The 20329-nt window shown below is 68.1% G+C and carries 16 protein-coding genes and 1 tRNA gene; 10 read left to right on the forward strand and 7 right to left on the reverse strand.

Features of this window, described 5'->3' with window-relative positions; translation table 11 throughout:
- Positions 1-924 carry a sugar ABC transporter permease gene (locus ABZ004_RS18005; protein WP_355680993.1) on the reverse strand — a complete coding sequence of 308 codons (924 nt, stop codon included), beginning with the start codon at positions 922-924 and terminating at the stop codon, positions 1-3.
- Positions 921-2270, reverse strand: coding sequence for an extracellular solute-binding protein (locus ABZ004_RS18010; RefSeq protein WP_355680994.1), 1350 nt, complete (start codon positions 2268-2270; stop codon positions 921-923). Before ABZ004_RS18010 ends, ABZ004_RS18005 begins: the two co-directional genes overlap by 4 nt.
- A 266-nt stretch (positions 2271-2536) precedes the next feature.
- On the opposite strand from ABZ004_RS18010, the gene ABZ004_RS18015 reads away from it, so the two are divergent.
- Both ABZ004_RS18015 and ABZ004_RS18020 read left to right on the forward strand, forming a co-directional pair.
- Positions 2537-4936, forward strand: a complete 2400-nt coding sequence (locus ABZ004_RS18015; protein WP_355680995.1) for a glycoside hydrolase family 3 N-terminal domain-containing protein — start codon at positions 2537-2539, stop codon at positions 4934-4936.
- Between the two features lie 4 nt (positions 4937-4940).
- On the forward strand, positions 4941-5984 hold the full coding sequence (locus tag ABZ004_RS18020) for a LacI family DNA-binding transcriptional regulator (protein ID WP_355680996.1): 1044 nt from the start codon (positions 4941-4943) through the stop codon (positions 5982-5984).
- Here ABZ004_RS18020 and ABZ004_RS18025 read toward each other — a convergent pair.
- Entirely contained in the window at positions 5946-6491 is a 546-nt protein-coding gene (locus ABZ004_RS18025; RefSeq protein ID WP_355680997.1) for a DUF1707 domain-containing protein, read from the reverse strand. The genes ABZ004_RS18020 and ABZ004_RS18025 overlap by 39 nt on opposite strands.
- The gene (locus ABZ004_RS18030) at positions 6488-7237 is read right to left on the reverse strand and encodes a PadR family transcriptional regulator (RefSeq protein ID WP_355680998.1); all 750 of its coding nucleotides are present in this window, start codon (positions 7235-7237) and stop codon (positions 6488-6490) included. The genes ABZ004_RS18025 and ABZ004_RS18030 overlap by 4 nt, the downstream gene beginning before the upstream one ends.
- A 140-nt stretch (positions 7238-7377) precedes the next feature.
- On the opposite strand from ABZ004_RS18030, the gene ABZ004_RS18035 reads away from it, so the two are divergent.
- The 3 genes from ABZ004_RS18035 (at position 7378) to ABZ004_RS18045 (ending at position 10183) form a co-directional block, all read left to right on the forward strand.
- Complete coding sequence (locus ABZ004_RS18035) at positions 7378-8619, forward strand: MFS transporter (RefSeq protein WP_355680999.1); 1242 nt, start codon at positions 7378-7380, stop codon at positions 8617-8619.
- Between the two features lie 270 nt (positions 8620-8889).
- Complete coding sequence (locus ABZ004_RS18040; RefSeq protein WP_355681000.1) at positions 8890-9090, forward strand: isoprenylcysteine carboxylmethyltransferase family protein; 201 nt, start codon at positions 8890-8892, stop codon at positions 9088-9090.
- A gap of 61 nt (positions 9091-9151) precedes the next feature.
- Entirely contained in the window at positions 9152-10183 is a 1032-nt protein-coding gene (locus tag ABZ004_RS18045) for an aminoglycoside phosphotransferase family protein (protein ID WP_355681001.1), read from the forward strand.
- 124 nt (positions 10184-10307) lie between these two features.
- Here ABZ004_RS18045 and ABZ004_RS18050 read toward each other — a convergent pair.
- Positions 10308-10384, reverse strand: a tRNA-Arg gene (locus ABZ004_RS18050).
- A gap of 220 nt (positions 10385-10604) precedes the next feature.
- Between ABZ004_RS18050 and ABZ004_RS18055 the strand changes: the two genes are divergently transcribed.
- The 3 genes from ABZ004_RS18055 (at position 10605) to ABZ004_RS18065 (ending at position 17331) form a co-directional block, all read left to right on the forward strand.
- Positions 10605-12173 (forward strand): PrsW family glutamic-type intramembrane protease, encoded by a 1569-nt coding sequence (locus tag ABZ004_RS18055; protein ID WP_355681002.1) that lies wholly within the window; start codon positions 10605-10607, stop codon positions 12171-12173.
- Positions 12174-12262: 89 nt separating this feature from the next.
- Positions 12263-15664, forward strand: a complete 3402-nt coding sequence (locus ABZ004_RS18060) for a dynamin family protein (RefSeq protein WP_355681003.1) — start codon at positions 12263-12265, stop codon at positions 15662-15664.
- Positions 15661-17331: a GTPase gene (locus ABZ004_RS18065; protein WP_355681004.1), complete on the forward strand. Its 1671-nt coding sequence runs from the start codon at positions 15661-15663 to the stop codon at positions 17329-17331. Before ABZ004_RS18060 ends, ABZ004_RS18065 begins: the two co-directional genes overlap by 4 nt.
- Before the next feature lie 13 nt (positions 17332-17344).
- Here ABZ004_RS18065 and ABZ004_RS18070 read toward each other — a convergent pair whose 3' ends face one another.
- Positions 17345-17971: an SRPBCC family protein gene (locus ABZ004_RS18070; RefSeq protein WP_355681005.1), complete on the reverse strand. Its 627-nt coding sequence runs from the start codon at positions 17969-17971 to the stop codon at positions 17345-17347.
- 178 nt (positions 17972-18149) lie between these two features.
- On the opposite strand from ABZ004_RS18070, the gene ABZ004_RS18075 reads away from it, so the two are divergent.
- On the forward strand, positions 18150-18647 hold the full coding sequence (locus ABZ004_RS18075; protein ID WP_355681006.1) for a single-stranded DNA-binding protein: 498 nt from the start codon (positions 18150-18152) through the stop codon (positions 18645-18647).
- A 76-nt stretch (positions 18648-18723) separates the two neighbouring features.
- Here ABZ004_RS18075 and ABZ004_RS18080 read toward each other — a convergent pair whose 3' ends face one another.
- A complete protein-coding gene (locus ABZ004_RS18080) occupies positions 18724-19746 on the reverse strand; it encodes a sigma-70 family RNA polymerase sigma factor (protein ID WP_355681007.1) in 1023 nt (340 codons plus the stop codon).
- An 82-nt stretch (positions 19747-19828) separates the two neighbouring features.
- Between ABZ004_RS18080 and ABZ004_RS18085 the strand changes: the two genes are divergently transcribed.
- Positions 19829-20263 carry an SRPBCC family protein gene (locus tag ABZ004_RS18085; protein WP_355681008.1) on the forward strand — a complete coding sequence of 145 codons (435 nt, stop codon included), beginning with the start codon at positions 19829-19831 and terminating at the stop codon, positions 20261-20263.
- Positions 20264-20329 lie beyond the last annotated feature (66 nt).

A 20329-nucleotide genomic window follows, 5' to 3' on the forward strand; every position in this document is an offset into this window, starting at 1 on the left:
TCACGCACCTTCCTGCTGGCTTGCCGTCGTGCTTCCGCCCAGTCGCCGCAGCAGCAGGGCCAGGAAAAGGCCGAGCACCACCAGCAGTACGGCGATCACACTGGCGGGTCCCATCAGGTTTGCCTGGAAGCCGCGCTTGTACATGTCGAGTGCGAGCACCCGGGTGGCATCACCGGGACCGCCGGCGGTCAGCACGAAGATCAAGTCGAAGAAGGTCAGCGAGCCGACCACCATCAGCGTCGACGACGTGATGATCGTGTACTTGAGTTGCGGGACGGTGATGCTGAAGAACTGCCGGATCCGCCCGGCCCCGTCGATCGCGGCCGCTTCGTACATCGTGGTCGGGATCTGCCGGACGCCGCCTTGGTAGATCAGCGAATGGAACGGGATGAACTGCCAGGAGACGACGAAGATCACCACCCCGACCGCGAGATTGCCCTTCCCCAGCCAGTCCTGACTGAGGAAGTCCAGATGCAGCCCGGCCCCCAGCCCGAAATTGGGGTCGAGCAACGCCTTGTAGGTGATCGCGATCGCGGCCGAGCTGAGCAGCAGGGGGACGAAGTAGAGCACGGCCAGCAGGGCGCGGTAACGCTGCCGGCCGGCCAGGAACACCCCGAGCAGCAGACTGAGTGGTGTCTGCACCGCCCAGGAGAGGATCATGATCTCGAAGGTCACCACGACCGTGTGCGGCAGCGCGGGATCGCGCAGTACCGTGCGCCAGTTGGAGAGTCCGGCGGTGTGGATCGCGCCGAGGCCGTCCCACTGGGCGAAGCTGAGCACCAGGACGCCGACCAGCGGCACGATGCCGAACACCACGAACATCGCCAGCGCCGGCACGACCATCCAGCTGACCGAGCCGCTCCGCCCGGCGCGCGAAGAGTGAGGCCGCAGGACCGGTACGCCGGGGGGAGCGGCGGCCGTCACTTGCCGATCACCGCGTTCATGCTGCTCGCGAACTGCTGCGGCGAGATCGAGAGCTGGAAGAGCTTGGCGATGTTGTCGAGCAGCGTCTCCGCCGCGGTCGGGCTGAGGGCCTGGTCCCAGGACTGCGCGAAGTTCTTGGCATTCGCCGCCGTGTCGTAGACGAACTTCAGCCACTCGGCGTCGTTCTTGTCAGTGATCGACGAGAGCTTGTCCTTCGCGCTCTTCACGACCGGAATGTTGCCGGACTTCACCCAGGCATCCACGGTGGCGTCGTCGAGCGTGTTGTTCGCGATGAACTTCTTCGCGGTGTCCTTCTCGGCCTGGCTTGCCTTGGAGGAGATCGACATGTACTGACCCGGGTTGCCCACGGTGTCGCTCGGGTCGCCCTTGCCGCCGTCGACCGGCGGGAAGTTCATGTAACCGAGGTGCCCGCCGGTGACGAAGTCCTTGCCGTCGGCCTTCATCCCGCCGTACGTCCAGGCGCCGTGCAGCATCATCGCGGCCTTGCCGGTATAGAGCAGCGCCTGGTCGGCGTTGGAGTCGGCGGTGATCGAGGAGAAGCCCTTGATGAAGCCCTTCGCGTTGATCAGCTTCTGCATCTCCTCCAGCGCCTTGAGCGCCGACGGGTCCGACCAGGCGTTGGCCTGACCGTCGAAGATGTTCTGGAAGACCTCGCTGCCACCGATCCGGTCGAACAGGAACTCCAGCCACATCATGTTGGTCCAGCGTGACTGGCCACCGAGCGAGAACGGCGCGATGCCCTTGTCGTTGAACTTCGGCACCAGGTCCATGATGTCGCCCCACGACTGCGGGGGCTCGGCGCCGATCTTCTCGAACGCGCGCTTGTCGTAGAACAGCACGATCGGCGTCACGGTCTCACCAGGCACCGCGTAGATCTTGCCGTTGACCGTCGCCGCCGTGAAGGCGGACGGGAAGATCGAGTTCTTCAGCTCGGTTTGCTGGCCGAGCCACTCGGTCAGGTCCTCGACCTGACCGGCTTCGACGTAGGATTTCAGGCCGCCACCGCCCCAGCCCCAGATCAGTGTCGGGCCCTGGCCGGCCCCGATCGCGGTCTTGATCTTCTGCTTGAACGCGTCGTTCTGGAACTCGGTCTGCTTGATCTTCGTATTCGGGTTGGCGTCGTTGAACCGCTTGACCTGGGCTTCGCGGATGGCCTGCTGCGGCTGACCGGTGAGCGACCAGTAGGTGGCTCCCGAACCGGTCGCGCCACCACCGGTCGAGCTGCCGGAGCTTTTCGGGCCGGATGTACCGCCGCAGGCGGCCAGCCCGGCTGCCACGGCGCCGCCACCGACCAAGGTGAGGAAGGTACGCCGGGATGTCGTCATGGGATCCACTGTGATCTCCGTACTCCGTGCCGAAGCACTAACCGGTTAACAAGTTGCGATGTTTCGTAACGTAGGTTTCGAGCGTGTGGCTGTCAAGGTCTTGAACTCAGGACAATCAGCAGTCAGAGTTACGATGCGGATACGCCGTACAAGCAGGCGAAATGGAGCGTCGCTCTGGATTCTTCCGGTGACGACATGGTCCACACAAAGTCTCGAAAAGTTTCGATACTTTGTTACTGCATCCGCCGAAAATTAGGGAGAATTTCGTGACGACCTCTGGTGTGCCGGTGACCCCGGACGACCGTCCGTGGCAGAACACCTCCCTGCCGGCCGAGAAGCGGGCCGAACTTCTCCTGCAGGCGATGACGCTGGCCGAGAAGGTGGCCCAGCTCGGCAGCCGCTGGGTGGGCAACGACATGGCCGAGCCGGAGCTCCCGCCGGAAGAGACGATGAACGTCGCCCCGATGCAGGACGTCTTCGCGGCCGGTGGATCCGTCTCGCTGGAAGAGGCCAGCCGGCACGGTCTCGGCCACCTCACCCGCGTCTGGGGGAGCGTGCCGCTGACCGTCGAGGAAGGCGTGGCCGAACTGCTTCGCCAGCACGAGGTCGTGCTCGCGGAGTCGCGGCTGGGAGTGCCGGCCCTGGTCCACGAGGAGTGCCTGACCGGCTTCACGACCTACGGCGCGACCGTCTATCCGACCGCGCTCGCCTGGGGCGCCACCTTCGATCCCCAACTCGTGGAGCGGATGGCCGCGGCGATCGGCCGCGACATGGCCGCCGTCGGGGTCCATCAGGGTCTGTCGCCCGTGCTCGACGTGGTCCGCGACTACCGCTGGGGCCGGGTCGAGGAGACGATGGGCGAGGATCCGCACCTGGTGGCGATGCTCGGCTCGGCGTACGTGCGGGGCCTGCAGAGTGCCGGAGTCATCGCGACCCTGAAGCACTTCGCCGGCTACTCCGCGGCCAGGGGTGGACGGAACCACGGACCGGTGTCGATCGGGCGCCGCGAACTGCTCGACGTCATCCTGCCCACCTTCGAGGCCGCGATCGCGACCGCCGGCGCCGGCTCGGTGATGAGTTCGTACTCCGATGTCGACGGGCTGCCGGCCGGTGCCGATCCCTGGTTGTTCACCGAACTGCTCCGCGACCAATGGGGCTTCGACGGCACGGTCGTCTCCGATTACTGGGCCGTGCCGTTCCTCGCCACCATGCATCGCGTCGCTGCCGACGTGGACGCCGCAGGTGCCCTTGCTCTCACCGCCGGAACCGACGTCGAGCTGCCCGACACCATCGGTTTCGGCGGTGGGTTGATCAAGCGGGTCGAATCCGGCGAACTGTCGGAGGACCTCGTCGACCGCTCCGCGCGCCGCCTGCTGTTGCAGAAGATCCGCCTCGGTCTGCTCGACCCGGACTGGACTCCTGCCGGTTCTGTTCAGGCCGAGGCGGTCGACCTGGACTCGCCGGCGAACCGCGCGCTGGCTCGCGAGCTGGCCGAACGCTCGATCGTGCTGCTCGACGCCGGCACGGCGCTTCCGCTGCGCGGCGAGGATCGCCCTGCTCCGCAACGGATCGCCGTCATCGGGCCCTGCGCGGACGACCCGCGCACGTTCATGGGCTGCTATGCCTTCCCCAACCATGTCCTACCCCGCTATCCCGATCGCGACCTCGGCATCGAGGTCCCGTCCGCGTTGAATGCCCTGGGCAACGAAATCCCGGACGCCGAACTCCTGTACTCAAGAGGATGCCCGGTTCTGGGCGATGACCGATCGGGATTCTCCGAGGCTGTGGACAAAGCCCGCGAGGCCGATCTCTGCATCGCTTTCGTCGGCGACCTGTCCGGCCTGTTCGGCCATGGCTCCTCGGGAGAGGGCTGCGACGCCGAGGACCTGCGCCTGCCCGGCGTACAGGCTGACCTGCTCGCCGAACTCCTGGACACCGGTACGCCGGTCGTCGTGGTGGTCGTGTCTGGACGGCCCTACGCACTCGGCGGCATCGCGGAGCGCGCGGCCGGTGTCGTGCAGGCCTTCTTCCCTGGTCAGGAAGGCGGAACGGCGATCGCCGGAGTGCTCAGCGGGCGCATCACGCCAGGCGGCAAGCTGCCGGTGCAGATCCCGCGGCACGTGGGTGGACAGCCGGCGACCTATCTCCAGCCGCCTCTCGGCAGCGTCGAGAGCGCCGGTATCAGCGGACTGGAGACGGTGCCGCTCTACCCCTTCGGCTTCGGTTCGTCGTACACGACCTTCGAGGTCGACGACCTGCGCCTCAGCGCCACCGAGATCCCGACCGACGGCGAGTTCACCGCGACGGTCCGGGTCCGCAACACCGGCGCACGCGCGGGTGACGAGGTCGTCCAGCTCTATCTGCACGACGTGGTGGCCCAGGTCGCGCGGCCGGTGAAACTGCTGACCGGCTTCGCCCGGGTATCCCTCGAGCCCGGCGCGGCGATGGACGTCACCTTCCATGTGCACGCTCACCGTACGGCGTACAGCGGGCCCGATCTTCGCCGCATCGTCGAGGCCGGCGACCTCGAAGTACTGGTCGGCACGTCGTCGGCGGACCTGCCCTGCAGTGGGACCGTGCGGCTGATCGGAAATACCCGTGTCGTCGGGCACGACCGTAAGATGATCACCCCTGTCGACCTGACCCCTGTAGCCGGAGGAGTGTGAGCTGGTGCCGCGCTTGAGTGGCCGTACCACGTTGGCCACCGTCGCCGCCTCGGCGGGGGTTTCGGTCGCGACGGTCTCCAAGGTGCTCAACGGGCGCAGCGATGTCTCCGAATCGACCCGGGCCCGCGTGCAGGAGGTGCTGCGGCAGCACGAGTACGTCGGTCGCCGGCCCGAGCCGGTCGAGCGGCCGGCGGTCGAGCTGTTCTACCAGGGCTTCCTCAACAACTACTCGGTCGAGGTGATCCAGGGCGTGGTCGAGGCGGGTCAGGCCGCCGAGGTCGACGTCGTGGTGACGTCCAGGCCGAAGCACCCGCAGACCCGCAGTTCGGGCCGTGCGCAGCCGTGGGTCCGCGAGCTTGCCGCGACCGGTCGCCGTGCCGCGATCGGGATCACGTCCGAGCTGACTGCCGCCGACCTGGCCGCGCTGTCGCGCGCCCGGCTGCCGCTGGTGGTCGTCGACCCGATCAACATCGCGCAGCCGGACGTGACCAGTGTGGGCTCGACCAACTTCGCCGGTGGCATGGCGGCGACCCAGCATCTGCTGTCACTCGGCCACCGCCGGATCGCCTACCTCGGCGGCCCGCCGACCTCGGGCTGCAACCAGGCCCGGATGAACGGCTTCCGCGGCGCGATGGAGGCCGCCGGAGCGCCGGTGCCCAAGGAGTACGTGTGGTTGCGCGAGTTCCTGTACGACGACGGGCTGGCCGGCGGCGCGGCGCTGCTGGACCTGCCGGAGCCGCCGACCGCGATCTTCGCCGGGAGCGACGAGGTGGCCCTCGGCGCCCTGGAGGCGGCTCGCGCCCGGGGGATCCGCGTTCCGGAGCAGCTCAGCGTGGTCGGGTTCGACGACACGCAGGTGGCGCGGCTCGCCTCTCCGCAGCTGACGACGATCCGCCAGCCGCTCCGCGAGATGGGCGCCGTCGCACTCCGTACGGCCCTTCAGCTCGCCGCGGGCGAGAAGGTCGACTCGCACCACGTCGAGCTGGCGACCCAGCTCATCGTCCGCAGCTCAGCGGCCGAACCCGCGCTGGAACCGGCCGTCTCCTGAGCCCGGGTGGTGCCGGCGATAACGGGCTCGCGGTCCGCCGATGATGAAGACCCAGAACAGGATCCAGAGGATCCACGGTGCCGCGAACGTCACGCTGGCCACGACCACGCCCATCAGCAGGATCGGTAGCAGCCAGAAGAACGGCGGCGGACTGAATCGCTGCGGTGTCTGCGAACGCCGCGCCCACGGTGCCCGGCCGTCGCGGACGACCACGGCGTACGGGAACTGCTCGACGGCCTGCTCGTCGGGAAGGTCGGCGAACAAGGGCGCCAGGTCCCCCACGTAGCGGGCGCGGGTGGCCTGATCGCTGCGTTCCTCGAACTCGGTCTGGGTGAGCCGGCCGGCCACGAAGTGATCGCTGAGGGCGGCCACCGCCTGGTCGCGCTCGGCGTCACCGATCCTGACCTGACCGCCGGTCGCCCGCCGGAACGGGCTCGGGTTGTCCTGGCGACGGAACGGGCCCGGGTCGTCCTCGCGCCGGAACGGGACTGGTTGGTCCTCGCTCATGCCCGGTCCTGCTTGCCGGAGCCGCCGTCGGAGTCATCTGCCGTCTCGTCTGCCGGGTCGTCGTCGGCGAGGATCGAGTAGAGCGTCTTGCGCAGCTCGACGAGTGCCTTGCGGGCCTTCTCCTGCTGGTCGGGGTTGCCCGCGGCGAGGATCTGCCAGAGTGCGGCCCCGACCTGGCCGAGGAGCGGCTTGAGGTTGTTGTCGTCGTCCGCGGGAGGCGGGGTCATCGCTTCCCACGGAGCAGACACCTCGTCAGCGTGCTCTGCGACGTACGCGCGACCCTCGTCGGTCAGCGTGAACGTCCGGCGCCCGACGGCGGCATCCGCCGTCACCAGGCCTTCGTCCTCGAGTTGCTGCAGGGTCGGGTAGATCGAGCCCGGGCTGGGTTTCCACGCCCCGCCACTGCGCTCCGCGACCTCTTGGATGATCTGGTAGCCGTTCATCGGCTGCTCAGCCAGTACTGCGAGGATCGCGGCCCGTACGTCGCCGCGGCGAGCCTTCGGCCCACGCCAGCCACGCGGCCCGCCCCAGCCCGGCCCCTGGCCGAAGGCGGCGCCGAAGCCTGGGCCGCCGCCGAACAAGGTGCCCCACTGGCCGCCGAAGGGGTGCTGGCCGGCGTACGCGCTGTGTCCGCGCCGCCCGCCGCCCATCGCGGCGACCCAGTCCTTCTTGATGTCTTCGATGAACGAACAATGTTGTGCGATCTGCTGCCAGGGCCACCCGGCCGCGTACGTCGATCCGGTCATGCTGGACCACCGTTCCTCAGAAGTGTTCCGATACGTCGACGATATATCGCGAACCTATCGGACCCAAGGATTCGTCACCCTGAATTTCGGTCGAGAAGCCGCGATCGGCTCCGACGTTGCCTGTGACGAAGGAGATGCTGATGAATCCCGAGAAGCTGTTGCGGACGTACGTGGTGCTGACTGTGGTGTCGACGGGGGCCTCCTCCATGATCTGGGGGATCAACACGCTGTTCCTGCTCGACGCGGGTCTGAGTGTTGGCGAGGCCTTCGCGGCGAACGCGTTCTTCACCGCGGGGATGGTGCTGTTCGAGGTGCCGACCGGGGTCATCGCCGATACGGTCGGCCGGCGCGCGTCGTACCTGCTCGGCTCGGCCACCCTGTTCGGATCGACGTTGCTGTATCTGCTGCTGTGGCACTTGCATGCGCCGTTCGCGGCTTGGGCGGGTGCGTCGATCCTGCTCGGGCTGGGCTTCACCTTCTTCAGCGGCGCCACGGAGGCTTGGCTGGTCGACGGTCTGAACGCGACCGGATACAGCGGTTCGATGGAGTCCGCCTTCGCCAAGGGACAGGTCGCGAGCGGCATCGCGATGATGTGCGGCACGATCGCGGGCGGCGTACTGGCTCAGGCGACCAACCTCGGTGTTCCGTACCTCGTCCGGGCGGTGCTGCTCGGTGTCACCTTCGTGGTGGCGTGGCGGTCGATGTACGACGTCGGGTTCGCGCCGCAGCCGCGGGTGTCGCTGCTGGGGGAGATGCGCGGGATCGTGCGGTCCTCGCTCGACTACGGGTTGCGTAACCCGCCCGTGCGCTGGCTGATGCTTGCCGCGCCGTTCAGCATGGGCGTGAGTGGCTACGGCTTCTACGCTGCACAGCCCTACTTGCTTCAGCTCTACGGCAGCCACGACTCGTACGCCGTGGCGGGTCTCTCGGCCGCACTGGTCGCCGCCGCGCAGGTTGTCGGCGGTCTGTCCGCACCTGTTGTAGCCAGAACTTTCAGGCGCCGTACGACGGTGTTGCTGGTCACCTCGATCGGTACTGCGGGCGTGCTGCTGTTGATCGGCCTGGTGTCGAACTTCTGGGCGGTACTGGTGCTGCTGGCTGTTTGGGGGATCTTGTTCGCCGCTACTGGGCCGGTGCGGCAGGCGTACCTCAACGCGTTCATCCCGTCGGCGCAGCGGGCGACCGTGCTTTCGTCGGACAACCTGCTGGCTTCAGGTGGCGGCGTGGTGATCCAGCCGGTCCTCGGCAAGGCGGCCGACGCTTGGAGCTACGGCCCGTCGTACCTGCTCAGCTCTCTTATCCAGCTGCTCGTCCTGCCGTTCCTGCTTCTCGCCCGGTCGGAGTCTGTTGCTCGAAGCAATGACCTAGAGGTCGTCCGGTGAGGGGAGAGGCTTCTTGCGCTCGGACTCGACCTGGAGTTCTAGGTGCGATTCGACGGCGGCTGGGTGCCACATCTGGTCGAACGGTCCCATCATCGACCCGCTGATCCCGCGCCGCCGGTGCCGGAACAACGGGGGAGTGCGGCGAGTCGTTCCAGAACCCGACTTAGCTAACCTCGGTACAGCGATCTGGAAGGGTGCGCGGTCCACGTCCATGGCGCGAGCGTCGGCTCCGGAATCGTCCGCTGGCTGGTCTTCGACATCGGCATCTTGGTGATCCTGGTTGGAGCTGCGCTGAGAATGTGGGCGATCTTGACCTTGGGCAGATGGTTCACCTACGACGTACGCGTCGCCGAGGGCCAGCCAGTCGTCACCACCGGTCCCTACCGCTGGGTCAGACATCACACCAGCTTCGGCCCTACCTACGACCGGTACGCCGCCAGCAAGCCCCACCTATTCCCAGGGATCTGGTGACGGCGGCCTGCCGGTCGAAAAGGCGTCGCCTGCCCGGTACGGCGCGTGGCATCATCCCCGGATGCCGATCTCCGCTGAGCAGGTCGCTGATGCTTTCGGTCTCGGGGCCGTCCTGGAGGATCGCCCGCTGGCCAACGGGGACCGCCCTGCCGTCACCCGCGTCGTGTCGACGACGAACGGTCGCTGGGTGGTCAAGCACGACCGCCTCGGCTCCGCCGACCGTCCCGACCTCTCCGAATGGCAGCGCACGAAGGCCTGGACCGTGCACCGGTTGGAGAGCGCTGCCGCGGCGGCCGGCATTCCCATGCCGCGCCCCGTCCAACCGCCCGAGCCGAGCGTGGGCTTCTGGTACGCGCCCCCGGATGCGGGCGGCGACCTCGCCAGAGTGACCGAGTGGGTGGAAGGACGCGACCTGCGGGACGCCCACGTTCCCGACGAGGAGCTGGCCGCCTGGCTCGGCGGCGTACTGGCCCGGATCGCCCGGCTGGATGTGGCGGTCGACCAGGACGCCGACGCGTCGCCGGTCCACCCGCTGGAGGAGTGGCAGGACTGGGTCCAAGAGGCCGAGAGCATGCCGGACCCGGCGCTGGCCCGGGCCGCGCGCGCCGTGCTGGGCGTGGCCGAGGACTCGGCCGACCTGATCGCCGACGCGCTGCGGAACCGCCCGGCTCTGACGATGACCCACGGGGACGCCGCCCGAGCCAACATCCTCGCCACGTCGACCGGACTGGTGCTGATCGACTGGGAGTCGGCGACCGCCGATGTCGCGTGGTGGGACGCGGCAAGCAACGCCGTCCGGCTCGCCGCTGCCGACGAACGAAGCATCGCGGGCGGCGACGCGCGGATCGTCCGGCCGCTGATCGCGTCCTACCGCGACCACGGCGGCCCGGCCGGGCCCGCCGACGCGACCGCCTTCGCCGGGTTGCTCGTCGGCCACCTCAGCTTCACCGCCTGGTGCCTGTGGGTGGCGCTGGGACACCGCGACGAGAGCGCGGAGCAGGTCGAGTTCTGCACCCGCTCGCTCCTCGACGCCGCCGAGCACCTGCCTCGGATCCTCCGCGAACTGGACGACTGGGCAAGGCTCCTGGACTGACGGCCCACGCGACCTATTGACCGGCCTCTGGTGACGGCGGCCGGGCCAGGTAGGCGGTTTTGGCGTCAGGCGAGAAGCCGCAGGCCCGGTAGAAGGCGTGGGTGGCCGGCGTGCGGAAGTTGGTTGGCGCGCCCGGCAGGATTCGAACCTGCGACCAACGGATTAGAAGTCCGACGCTCTATCCAGCTGAGCTACGGGCGCATGGCCGGGCCAGGGGCGCGGCACGGATCAGAGTCTCTCAGATGTGGGGGCGATCGTGCTCGTGGGTTAGCGGGTGGGTCGGCGGACGGCGTACGGGAAAGGACGGGAAACCTGCGGTGGGGTGTATACAGGGAGTGAGATGGGTGGGTTGTCGTTCCATCCCGGTAACGCTGAGTGGGCTGTTCTGCCGCGTTGAGGGCTCTACAACTAGGCTGCGGGCATGAGTTACCCCTCAGGAGGCCCGGCCGAGTCGCCACAAGCGGCGGCAGGGTCGGCTTACCCGCCCGGTGGCCCCCGACCGCAGCCGAACGTGCTCGGGACCCATCCGGTCCCCGGCCAGCGGCGGAATCAGGGCATCCTGATCGGCGTCGTGATCGCGGTGGTGTTCGCGGTCGCCGGACTGCTGATCTTCGGGATCGTGGCCAGATCCACCGGCTTCGGCGGGTTCGCCTGGGGGCTGCTGTTCGCGTTCGTACCGGTGGTGCCGGTGATCGCGGTCTACCTGTGGCTCGACCGGTACGAGCCGGAGCCGGCCAAGTACATCCTGTTCGCCTTCTGCTGGGGTGCGTTCATCGCGACCCTGGCCGCGATCTTCATCAACACCCGGGCGGCCGACCTGCTGCACGAGGCGCACAGCGGTGGTAACCGTGCGGCCGTGTTCGTCGCGCCGGTGGTGGAGGAGTTCGCCAAGGGGTCCGTGATCCTGCTGCTGGCACTGGTCCGGCGCAAGGAGTTCGACGGGATCATCGACGGCCTCGTGTACGCCGGGATGGTGGGCGTCGGCTTCGCCTTCACCGAGAACATCCTCTACATCGGCCGGATCTTCGACGAGCTCTCCAAGGAGTCCGGGAGCGCCGCAGGGCTGCGCGGGGCTTTCCTCTTGTTCCTGCTGCGTTGCCTGGCGACTCCGTTCGCCCATCCACTCTTCACCTCGTTCACCGCGATAGGCATAGGTGTCGCAGTACGACATCGGAGTACGGCGGTGCGCTACCTGGCACCTGTCGTCGGGTACCTGACCGCAGTACTGGCTCACGGCCTCTGGAACGCCGGTGCGGGCTGGGCCGGCGGTGGCGGCTTCATCGCTGTCTACCTGGTGCTGATGGTGCCGATGTTCTTCGCCATGGTCGCCTTCGCTCTGGTGATGCGGAACCGCGAGGGGCAGATGATCGCCTCCCGGCTGTACGACTACGTGCGTTTCGGCTGGCTGATCCCGCAGGACGTGCCGTTGATCGCCACCTTGCGCGGTCGCAAGGCGCTCCGGCAGAACGCGAAGCGGTACGGCGTACAGGCTGAGACCGCAGCCAAGGCTTTCCAGCAGAACGCCACTGAGCTGGCGTACTTGCGGGACAAGATCGTCCGCCAGGTGATCGGCCCGGACGCGCTGGAGACGGAGAAGCAGCTGCTGGACGAGCTGCGGGTCCGGCGACCGAGCGTGCCGTTCCCGCCGATGCCGGCGTTCGCGCAGGCAGTGCCGCAGGGCCCTGCCGCCGCGTACGCCGCTCCGGCTGGACCTGGTCCCGGTGGATATCAGCCAGCGCCTGGAGGAGCCGGGGAATACTCTCCGGCACCAGGAAGCGCGGGGGCTGCTGGGTACTCGCCCGCGCCAGGCGGAGTCGGTCCAGGGGGTACTGGTGGATATCCGCCGGCACCAGGTGGTTACCAACCGGCCCAGCCGGGGTATCCCTCGGGGCAACCCGGCTACCCTGCGACCCAACCTGGTTACCCACAGGGACCCCCTGGGGCGCAAGGATCGCCGGGAGGATACGGTCCGTATCCACCGTCGCAGTGATTGCCACCCGTCCACGCCGCCAAACGGGATCAACATGACTTTGCTTCTGCGCTGTCCGACCGGGCACTCTGTGCTCGTGGACGGAAGCCGTGGCTGACACCAGGTCAGCAGCAGGCGAGGGTTCGGAGCCGAAGGTTCCGGCCCAGGCCGAGCCTGCCCACGAGCTGGCGAAGTTGATCGCCGAGTCGGATGCCAAGGGCAAGGGCTTCTGGCGCCGCCTCCGCAAACCCAAGCCGGCACCAGCCGACCCGTCCGGTACTACGGACGCCGAGCAACCACCTGCCACCGACACCCCAGCACCCGGTACGACGGACGCGGGCGACCCGCCTGCCGCCGACGCCCCGGCACCCGGTACGACGGAAGCAGGCGGCCCGCCTGCCACCGGCGACTCTTCCTCCGGTGCTTCGGACGACGCGACCGCTGGTGCCGCGGGCAAGACGACGCGCGGTACTGCCGACGGTGCGGAACCGGATTCCACCGATGCGACCGCGGACGCCCCGAGGCCGGATGCTGCCGGGGCGGCTCCCGACGCCGCCGAAGAGGCGGAGCCGATCGCGGATGAGACCGTTGCCTCGGCGGAATCGAAATCGGAAGCGGACTCGAAGGCGGACGCAGCGCCGGAGGTTTCTGACGCGGAAGCTGTCGGGAAGTCCGAGGAAGCTGAGCCGAAGTCCGAAGAGAGCTCTGACGCCGAAGACTCTTCTGCGGAGGTAGTGGCGGACGGCAACGATTCTGCGGACGGCGAGGCTGCCGGTGCAGAGACGCCCACCGCGGATGCGGACGACGAGAAGGATCTGGTGCGGCCGGCGGTCGGTGTGGTGTACGAGCCGGACGAGTCGCCGGACGGGTTCCCGCTGGAGTACGGCGACATCATCATCGGCCTTCCGAAGCCACCCGAGCCGAAGAAGAAGCCCGAGGCAACCGAATCAGCCGACACCAAGTCGGACTCACCAGACAACGACCAGCCGCAGTTGGACACCCCAGACACCGACGGCGGGCAAGCGGTCGACGCAGGACGCGACGAGCAACCAGTTGGTCTCGAAGCCGAAGACGCACCTGAGGCGAGTACCCCGGGCGAGTCCGCAGCTGACCAGGAGCGCTCCGGCAAGGAGCAGGTCGTCGCCGAGGCCCAGCAGCCTGACGGCGAGAACTTGAAGCACGCCGAAGAGCCGGCAGCCGAGCAAGAGGCCTCGGCTGAGCCGACCGCCGACACCGAGGCAGCCGACCACACGGAGTCTGACCGCGACCCCGCCGACGACAAGCCCGCCGACGAGGCTCCCGCAGTCGCAGACGCCGAGCCAACCGCAGAAGCTGAACAGACCGCAGACCCTCACCACACTGAGCCCACCGACGATTCGGCTGAGGCCGGGACGCAGGCGGACGCCAAGTCGACCGCTGACGCCGACGGGCCCGGTGAAGGCGGACTGAGCGAGGATGCCGAGTCGACCGCCGATGGTGAGCTGGCCGCCGATGGTGAGCTGGGCGGCGAAGCGCCGTCGACCGGGAACGGCGACGAATCGGCTGGGGCTGAGAAGGACGCGGAGGGCGGCGCGACCGCTGACGCTGAGCCGACTGCTGACGCTGAGCTGGGCGGTGACGCTGAGCTAAGCGGGGATGGTGGTTCGGCCGGTGATGGTGACGCGAGCGCTGACTCGAGCGGGGAAGGCGCTTCAGGTGCTGACGCTGACCCTGCCGAGGAACGCGACGCCGATGCAGCCGATGCGGCTGGGGACGGGGCTGTAGTCGCGGAGGAGGATGCGGCTGCGGTGGCGGAGAAGGCTGCTACTGAGCAGGCTGCTATGGCCTTGATTACGGCGCTCATGCGGTTGCGCGGGGCGCTTGCCAGTAGCAAGTTGCCGATTGATGTGGTCGGAGCGGACGAGGCTCGCCAGCAGCAGAAGGCGATGCTGGATCAGCTGGACGACTACATCTTGCCGCGACTGGTCCAGCTCGAAGCACCGGTGCTTGCGGTCGTCGGTGGTTCGACCGGCGCCGGCAAGTCGACCCTGGTCAACTCCCTGATCGGCCAGGTCGTCAGCGAGCCCGGCGTACTGCGCCCGACCACGCGTTCACCAGTCTTGATCCATAACCCGGTCGACGCCGAGTGGTTCACCGGCGACCGGGTGCTTCCCGGCATGGCCCGCTCCACCGGTGAGAAGCCAGGCGGCATGGAGGACCCCGGTCAGATCCGTCTGGTCGCGGCCGACTCGGTACCGCAGGGCCTGGCGATCCTCGACGCACCCGACATCGACTCGGTCGTCGAGGCCAACCGCGAGCTGGCGACTCAGCTCCTCGCGGCGGCAGACCTCTGGCTGTTCGTGACGACTGCTGCCCGGTACGCCGACGCGGTTCCGTGGGAGTTCCTGCAGAGCGCGTCCGACCGCAGTACGGCGGTAGCTGTTGTACTCGACCGTGCTCCGGCAGACACGATCGACGACATCACCGGTCACCTCGCGCAGATGCTGCTCGAGCGCGGACTCGGTGACTCGCCGCTGTTCAGCATCAAGGAGACCGTTGTCGACGGCAACGGCATGCTGCCGGTCGAGACGGTTGCCTCGATCAAGGACTGGCTGATCGACCTTGCTGCTGACGCCGAGGGCCGGACGGCCGTAGTGCGGCGTACTCTGCACGGCGCTGTCACGGCCATGACCAAGAAGACGCCGGCCTTCGCCACCGCAGTACGGGCTCAGGCTGACACTGTCGTCGAGTTGCGGGCTACTGCGGAGACGGCGTACGAGCGGGCCGTCAAGGACATCGCCAAGGCGACGCAGGACGGCACGATGTTGCGCGGTGAGGTGCTGGCTCGTTGGCAGGAGTTCGTCGGCACCGGTGAGCTGCTGAAGGGTCTGCAGACCAACGTCGGCCGGCTGCGCGACAAGGTCCGTACTGCGGTGGTCGGCAAGCCGCCGCCGACGCGTGACCTCAACGACGCGGTCGAGTCCGGCCTGGAGTCGCTCCTGCGTGAGCATGCGGAAGCAGCGGCCGAGCGGGCCGAGGAATCCTGGCAGTCGCTCGCCGCTGGACGCCAGTTGCTTGCAGCAGGCGACAAGGACATGGGTCGTATGTCCAAGGAGTTCCCGGCCGCGGCTAGCCGCGCAGTACGGGACTGGCAGGGCTATGTGCTCGAGCTGGTTCGCAAGGAAGGCGCAGACAAGCGTTCGACTGCGCGGATCCTGGCGTACGGGGTCAACGGACTTGGCCTCGCACTGATGATCGTCATCTTCGCCAGTACTGCGGGTCTGACCGGCACCGAGGTCGGTGTGGGAGCCGGCACCGCGGTGGTCGGGCAGAAACTGCTGGAAGCCGTCTTCGGCGACCAGGCGGTCCGCAGCCTGGCCGCGAAGGCTCGCGAGGATCTTGACGGTAGGGTGCATGCGTTGATGGATGCCGAATTCGCCCGCTACCTGGCAGTGCTCGACCAGCATCCGGTCGATCCCGACGCACCCAGGCGATTGACTGAGGCCGCGCGCGCGGTGGAGGACTGCACGTGACGGGAATTGTGGATACGGTCAAGGGCCTGGTGCGCGGCTCTACCGATGTCCTGACGAAGATCGAGGCACTCGAGGACGCTGCCGCGGCCGGTCAGGGTCGGCTGGACCCCGTAGTACTGAGTGAGGCTTCGCAGATCGTCGACCGGGCCAGTCAGCGGCTCCGGATGTCCGGTGACCTCACAGTGGTTGCACTGGCAGGTGCGACCGGCTCTGGGAAGTCGTCGCTGTTCAATGCGCTCACTGGGCTCGACCTGGCGGCTATCGGTACACGCAGGCCGACCAGTTCGATGCCGCTGGCATGCGTGTGGGGCGAGGAGCCGGCCGGTGAACTGCTGAACTGGTTAGGGATCCCGCGGCGTCACCAGGTCGCGCACCGCAGTTCACTGGAGGACGCGCACTCGGAGGACCTCGACGGTCTCGTGCTGCTGGACCTGCCCGACCACGACTCCACTGAGGTGGAGCATCGGCTGATCGTGGACCGCCTTGTCGAGCTGGTTGATGTGCTGGTGTGGGTAGTCGATCCGCAGAAGTACGCGGACGCCGCACTGCACAACCGCTACATCAAGCCGTTCGCGTCGCACTCGTCCGTGATGGTGTTCGCGCTGAACCACGCCGACAAGCTGTCCGACGAGCAGCGCAAGAGCTGTGTGAACGACCTGACCCGCTTGCTGAAGTCGGACGGGTTGAAGTCGCCGACAATCGTTGCCACCTCCGCGGTCAGCGGTACCGGGCTGGACGACCTGCGCGCCCTGCTGGTGAAGCGGGTCAACGCCAAGCGCGCTGCCCGTGAGCGGCTCGCAGCGGACGTCGACCGGGTCTCTGACCGGATGGCGAGCCAGTGCGGCAACGCGAAGACGCCGGAGATCGCCAAGTCCGACATCGCCGAGCTGATCGAGGCACTGTCCGACGCGTCCGGCGTACCGGTAGTGGTTGAAGCCGTACGCCGGTCGTATCTCCAGCGTGCCCGTGCTGCGACAGGCTGGCCCGTCACCAAGTGGCTCGGGCGGTTCAAGCCGGACCCGCTGCGTCGTCTTCACCTGGACCAGGGCACCAAGCAGCAGGGCAAGGCGGCGCGCAAGTCGGCCTCCAACGAGGTGTCGATCGCCCGCTCGTCGTTGCCTGCGGCAACACCGGTGCAGCGCGCCCGGATGGACACGGCAGTCCGGAACATCACCAACAAGGCGGCCGCCGGACTGTCCCGCCCCTGGGCCGATTCAGTCCGTACGGCGATCCGTCGCCGCGAGGAGTCGCTCGGCGACGAGCTGGACCAGGCTGTCGCACGCACCGACCTCGGGGCGAACAGCAGCCCGGGCTGGTGGGGCGCCGCCCGGTTCCTGCAATGGCTGCTGTTCCTGGTCGCGCTGGGCGGATTCGTCTGGCTCGCCCTCGTCGGCTTCCTGCAGATCGGCGACCTGGTACTCCCGAAGTGGGAGGGCATCCCGTACGCGACCATCATGCTCATCGGTGGCGTCGTACTCGGTGTGGCAGTCTCCATCGCCTGCCGCCTCTTCGCCAGCAGCGGCGCAAACCGCAGAGCACGTTTGGTTGCCAAGGCTCTCCGCGCCGAGCTCGAGAAGGTAGCCGACAGCCACGTGGTCGCTCCGGCCCGCGAGGAGCTAGAGGCCTACACGCTCTGCCGGGACAAATTGGCGATCGCCCGCCGCTAGTACGCAGTACAGGTCAGAGGTAGTCGTCGGCGGAGGTGCCGGGGGCGAACTGGGCAGCGGAGGCTTCCGTGGCGGCTTGGAGCTCCTCGGGGGTGACCAGGGCGGAGTCGCGGAGGGCTGTTGCCCAGGCTCGGATGGATGCCTTGTTGAACTCGATGACCTCGGGGGAGTTGGCCATCTGCTGCGGATCGTCGGTCTCCTTGAGCTTGCCCTCGACGTACAGGGCGATGCCCAGCAGCGCGCCGTCCCAGCCCGGGCCGACGTAGAGGGCGCCGCTCGCGCCGCCGAAGTCGGCGGGCACCGAGTGGTCCATCTGGAGATCGGTGGTGCTGTCGGTGCCCGCGTTCAGGCGGATCTCGACCAGGCTCGTCGCGCCGCCGAAGGTGACTTTGAAGCGCTCCGGCGGCTCGCATTCGAGGATCTCGCCGCCGGCGTTGCCTTCGAGCTGGAAGGTCCCGCCGACCTTCAACTCCCCGGTGACCGGCATGAACCAGCGGCGGATCCGGTCGGGGTCGGTCAACGCGTCCCACACCTCGTCGACCTCGGCCCGGTACGTACGCCGGAGCGTCACCCGGACCTCTTCCCCGGTCCGGCTGACCTGACGATGGATCGCGTTGATGTGCTCGATGATGTCGATCATCTGTGGGTCCTTCTGGCTCGGCTCGATCTGTCCCGGCCAGCCTGCCAGGCTTGGCTTATATAAGTCAATCCTGAAATAGGTTATCCCCAGGCGGCGGATTCGCCGGCCGTCGGCGGTGGTGTTCGGTGCATCTTCTCTGGTGACAGCGCTTCTGCGACGTGAAAGGAAGGTGACCGGCATGAGCGTCAACGAGACCACCGTGACCGTGCTCGGTTGGGTCGGCGGGGACATCAGCTACCGGGAGGTGTCGGGCGGCTTCGGGGTGGCGAACTTCCGGGTCGGCACGACGCCGCGGCATTTCGACAAGGGTGTCGGCGGCTGGGTCGACAGTACGACCACCTGGTTCCAGGTCGAATGCTGGCGGGCGCTGGCCGAGAACGTGCGCCAGTCCGTCCGGCGAGGCCATCCGGTGGTCGTCACCGGCCGGCTGAAGACCACCGAATGGGTCGATGCCGAAGGCAACAACAGGACCAAGACAGTGATCGACGCCTTCTCGGTCGGCCACGACCTGTCGCGGGGCACGACGGCCTTCAGCAAGGGATCCCCACGTTTGGCCTCGGCCGGATCCAGCTCTCCCGACCAGGAATCAACCAACGCAGGCGACGAGTCAACGGCTCCCGACTTCGCCACCACCAGCGACACCGATCCCTACGAGTCCCGACCCCAGGCCGCCTGAACCGCTCGGCCCAACCCGGGTCGCAGGTCAAACCCCAGGACCCGGGTCAGCCCCGGGACCTGGGTCACGCCCCGACCTAGTCCGTTGCGGGGCCTGCCTCGCAGGGGGTTTGTGAGTTGTCCGTGGATTCCACTACGTCGAGCGTGGCGAGTCGGTTGTGGTTGGCGAGGACCTCGATCGCGGCGATCCGGGCGTTGTGTATGGCGAACGTCAGGATCGTCACGATCCGGTTGTCGACGGCGACGACAATTGCTGGTGCACCGTTGACCATCGCCACGCGAGAGTTCGCGGCGGGGATGGCGAACAAGAGCGCCTGGCGTGCGACGGCCGTGGCGCCCCGCACCTCGGTGGGCACGCCCGATGGCGCGGCGGCTGCGTCGGCGCGGACGACGACGTCGGGATCGAGTACGGAGAGCAGCGCATCGAAGTCACCCGCGCGAGCGGCCGCGAGAAACGCCGCGACCAGCGCACGGCTGCGGGCAGGGTCGGCGTCCTGCGTCGGCGACTGGTACTCGGTGGCGGGCTGCTCGGCCGAGGTTCGATGGCGAGAGCCGGGTATTAACCGCTCTGCGGACGCCTGCCGCACCCGGCGTCGGGCGCGGCTCGCGAGCATCTTGGTCGCGTCCACCGACCGGCCCAGGATCGCCGCGATCTCATCGAAGGGGACGCCGAAGGAGTCGTGCAGCACGAACGCCAGCCGCTCTGCCGGGGTAAGCCGGTCCAGGACAAGCAGGAGCGCCAGCCCGACCGAGTCGGCCAGCAGTGCCTCCTCCTCCGGGCCAGGTCGCTCCCAGCAGCCCAATGGGCCCGCCATGTCGAGCGGCTCCTCCGACCAGCCCGGCAGGCCCGCCGCGTTGAGCGGCTCCTCACGCCGTGCCTTGCGGGTGCGGAGCATGTCCAGGCACACCCGTCCGGTGACCGCGGTCAGCCAGCCGCCGAGGTTGGCGATCTCGCCGGGGTCCGACCGGACCAGTCGCAGCCAGGTTTCCTGCACTGCGTCATCGGCCTCGCTCAGCGAGCCGAGCATGCGGTAGGCCACCGCGCGCAGCCCGCCGCGGTGGGCCTGGAACTGTTCCGCAAGCCACTCCTGGTCGGCCACCGTTACCTTCCCGGGTTCTCATCCGTCATAGCACTGACGAATCAGCACCGTGAAAGGTAACCAGAACAAGGAGGTGGGCTCCATGGAGTCGATCATCGAAGTCGCCCTACCGCCCGAGGAGGTCTTCGCCTATGCGACCGACCCTCAGCGATTCGGCGAGTGGCAAGGCGATGTCGTGTCAGTGAGCACCGACGGCGACGCCCCGCTCCCCGTCGGCGCACGATTCACCACGACCCGCCGCATCCGCGGTACCGACCGGGCGATGACTCAGGAGGTTACCGAGAGCTCGCCGCCGTACAGCTGGGCGGCGCGGGGGACGGATGGCCCGATCCGTCCCACGGCGCGACTGACCGTCGAACCCGGACCCGGCGGCGCGGGCTCACGGATCACCTTCGACCTCGACTTCGAGGGCCACGGGATCGGGATTGCTCTGCTCCCACTGGTCCGCCGGCAGGCCGAACGGAGCGCGCCGATCAGCTTCCGCAAGTTCAAGGAGCTGCTCGAGGCACGCGGCTGACCGTGTGGTGATCGAACGCCGTACGCGGCAACTCGTCCGCCCGGCGCCCCAGCCGGCCCGGCCGAA

Source organism: Kribbella sp. NPDC006257 (assembly GCF_040613535.1).
Lineage (GTDB): Bacteria > Actinomycetota > Actinomycetes > Propionibacteriales > Kribbellaceae > Kribbella.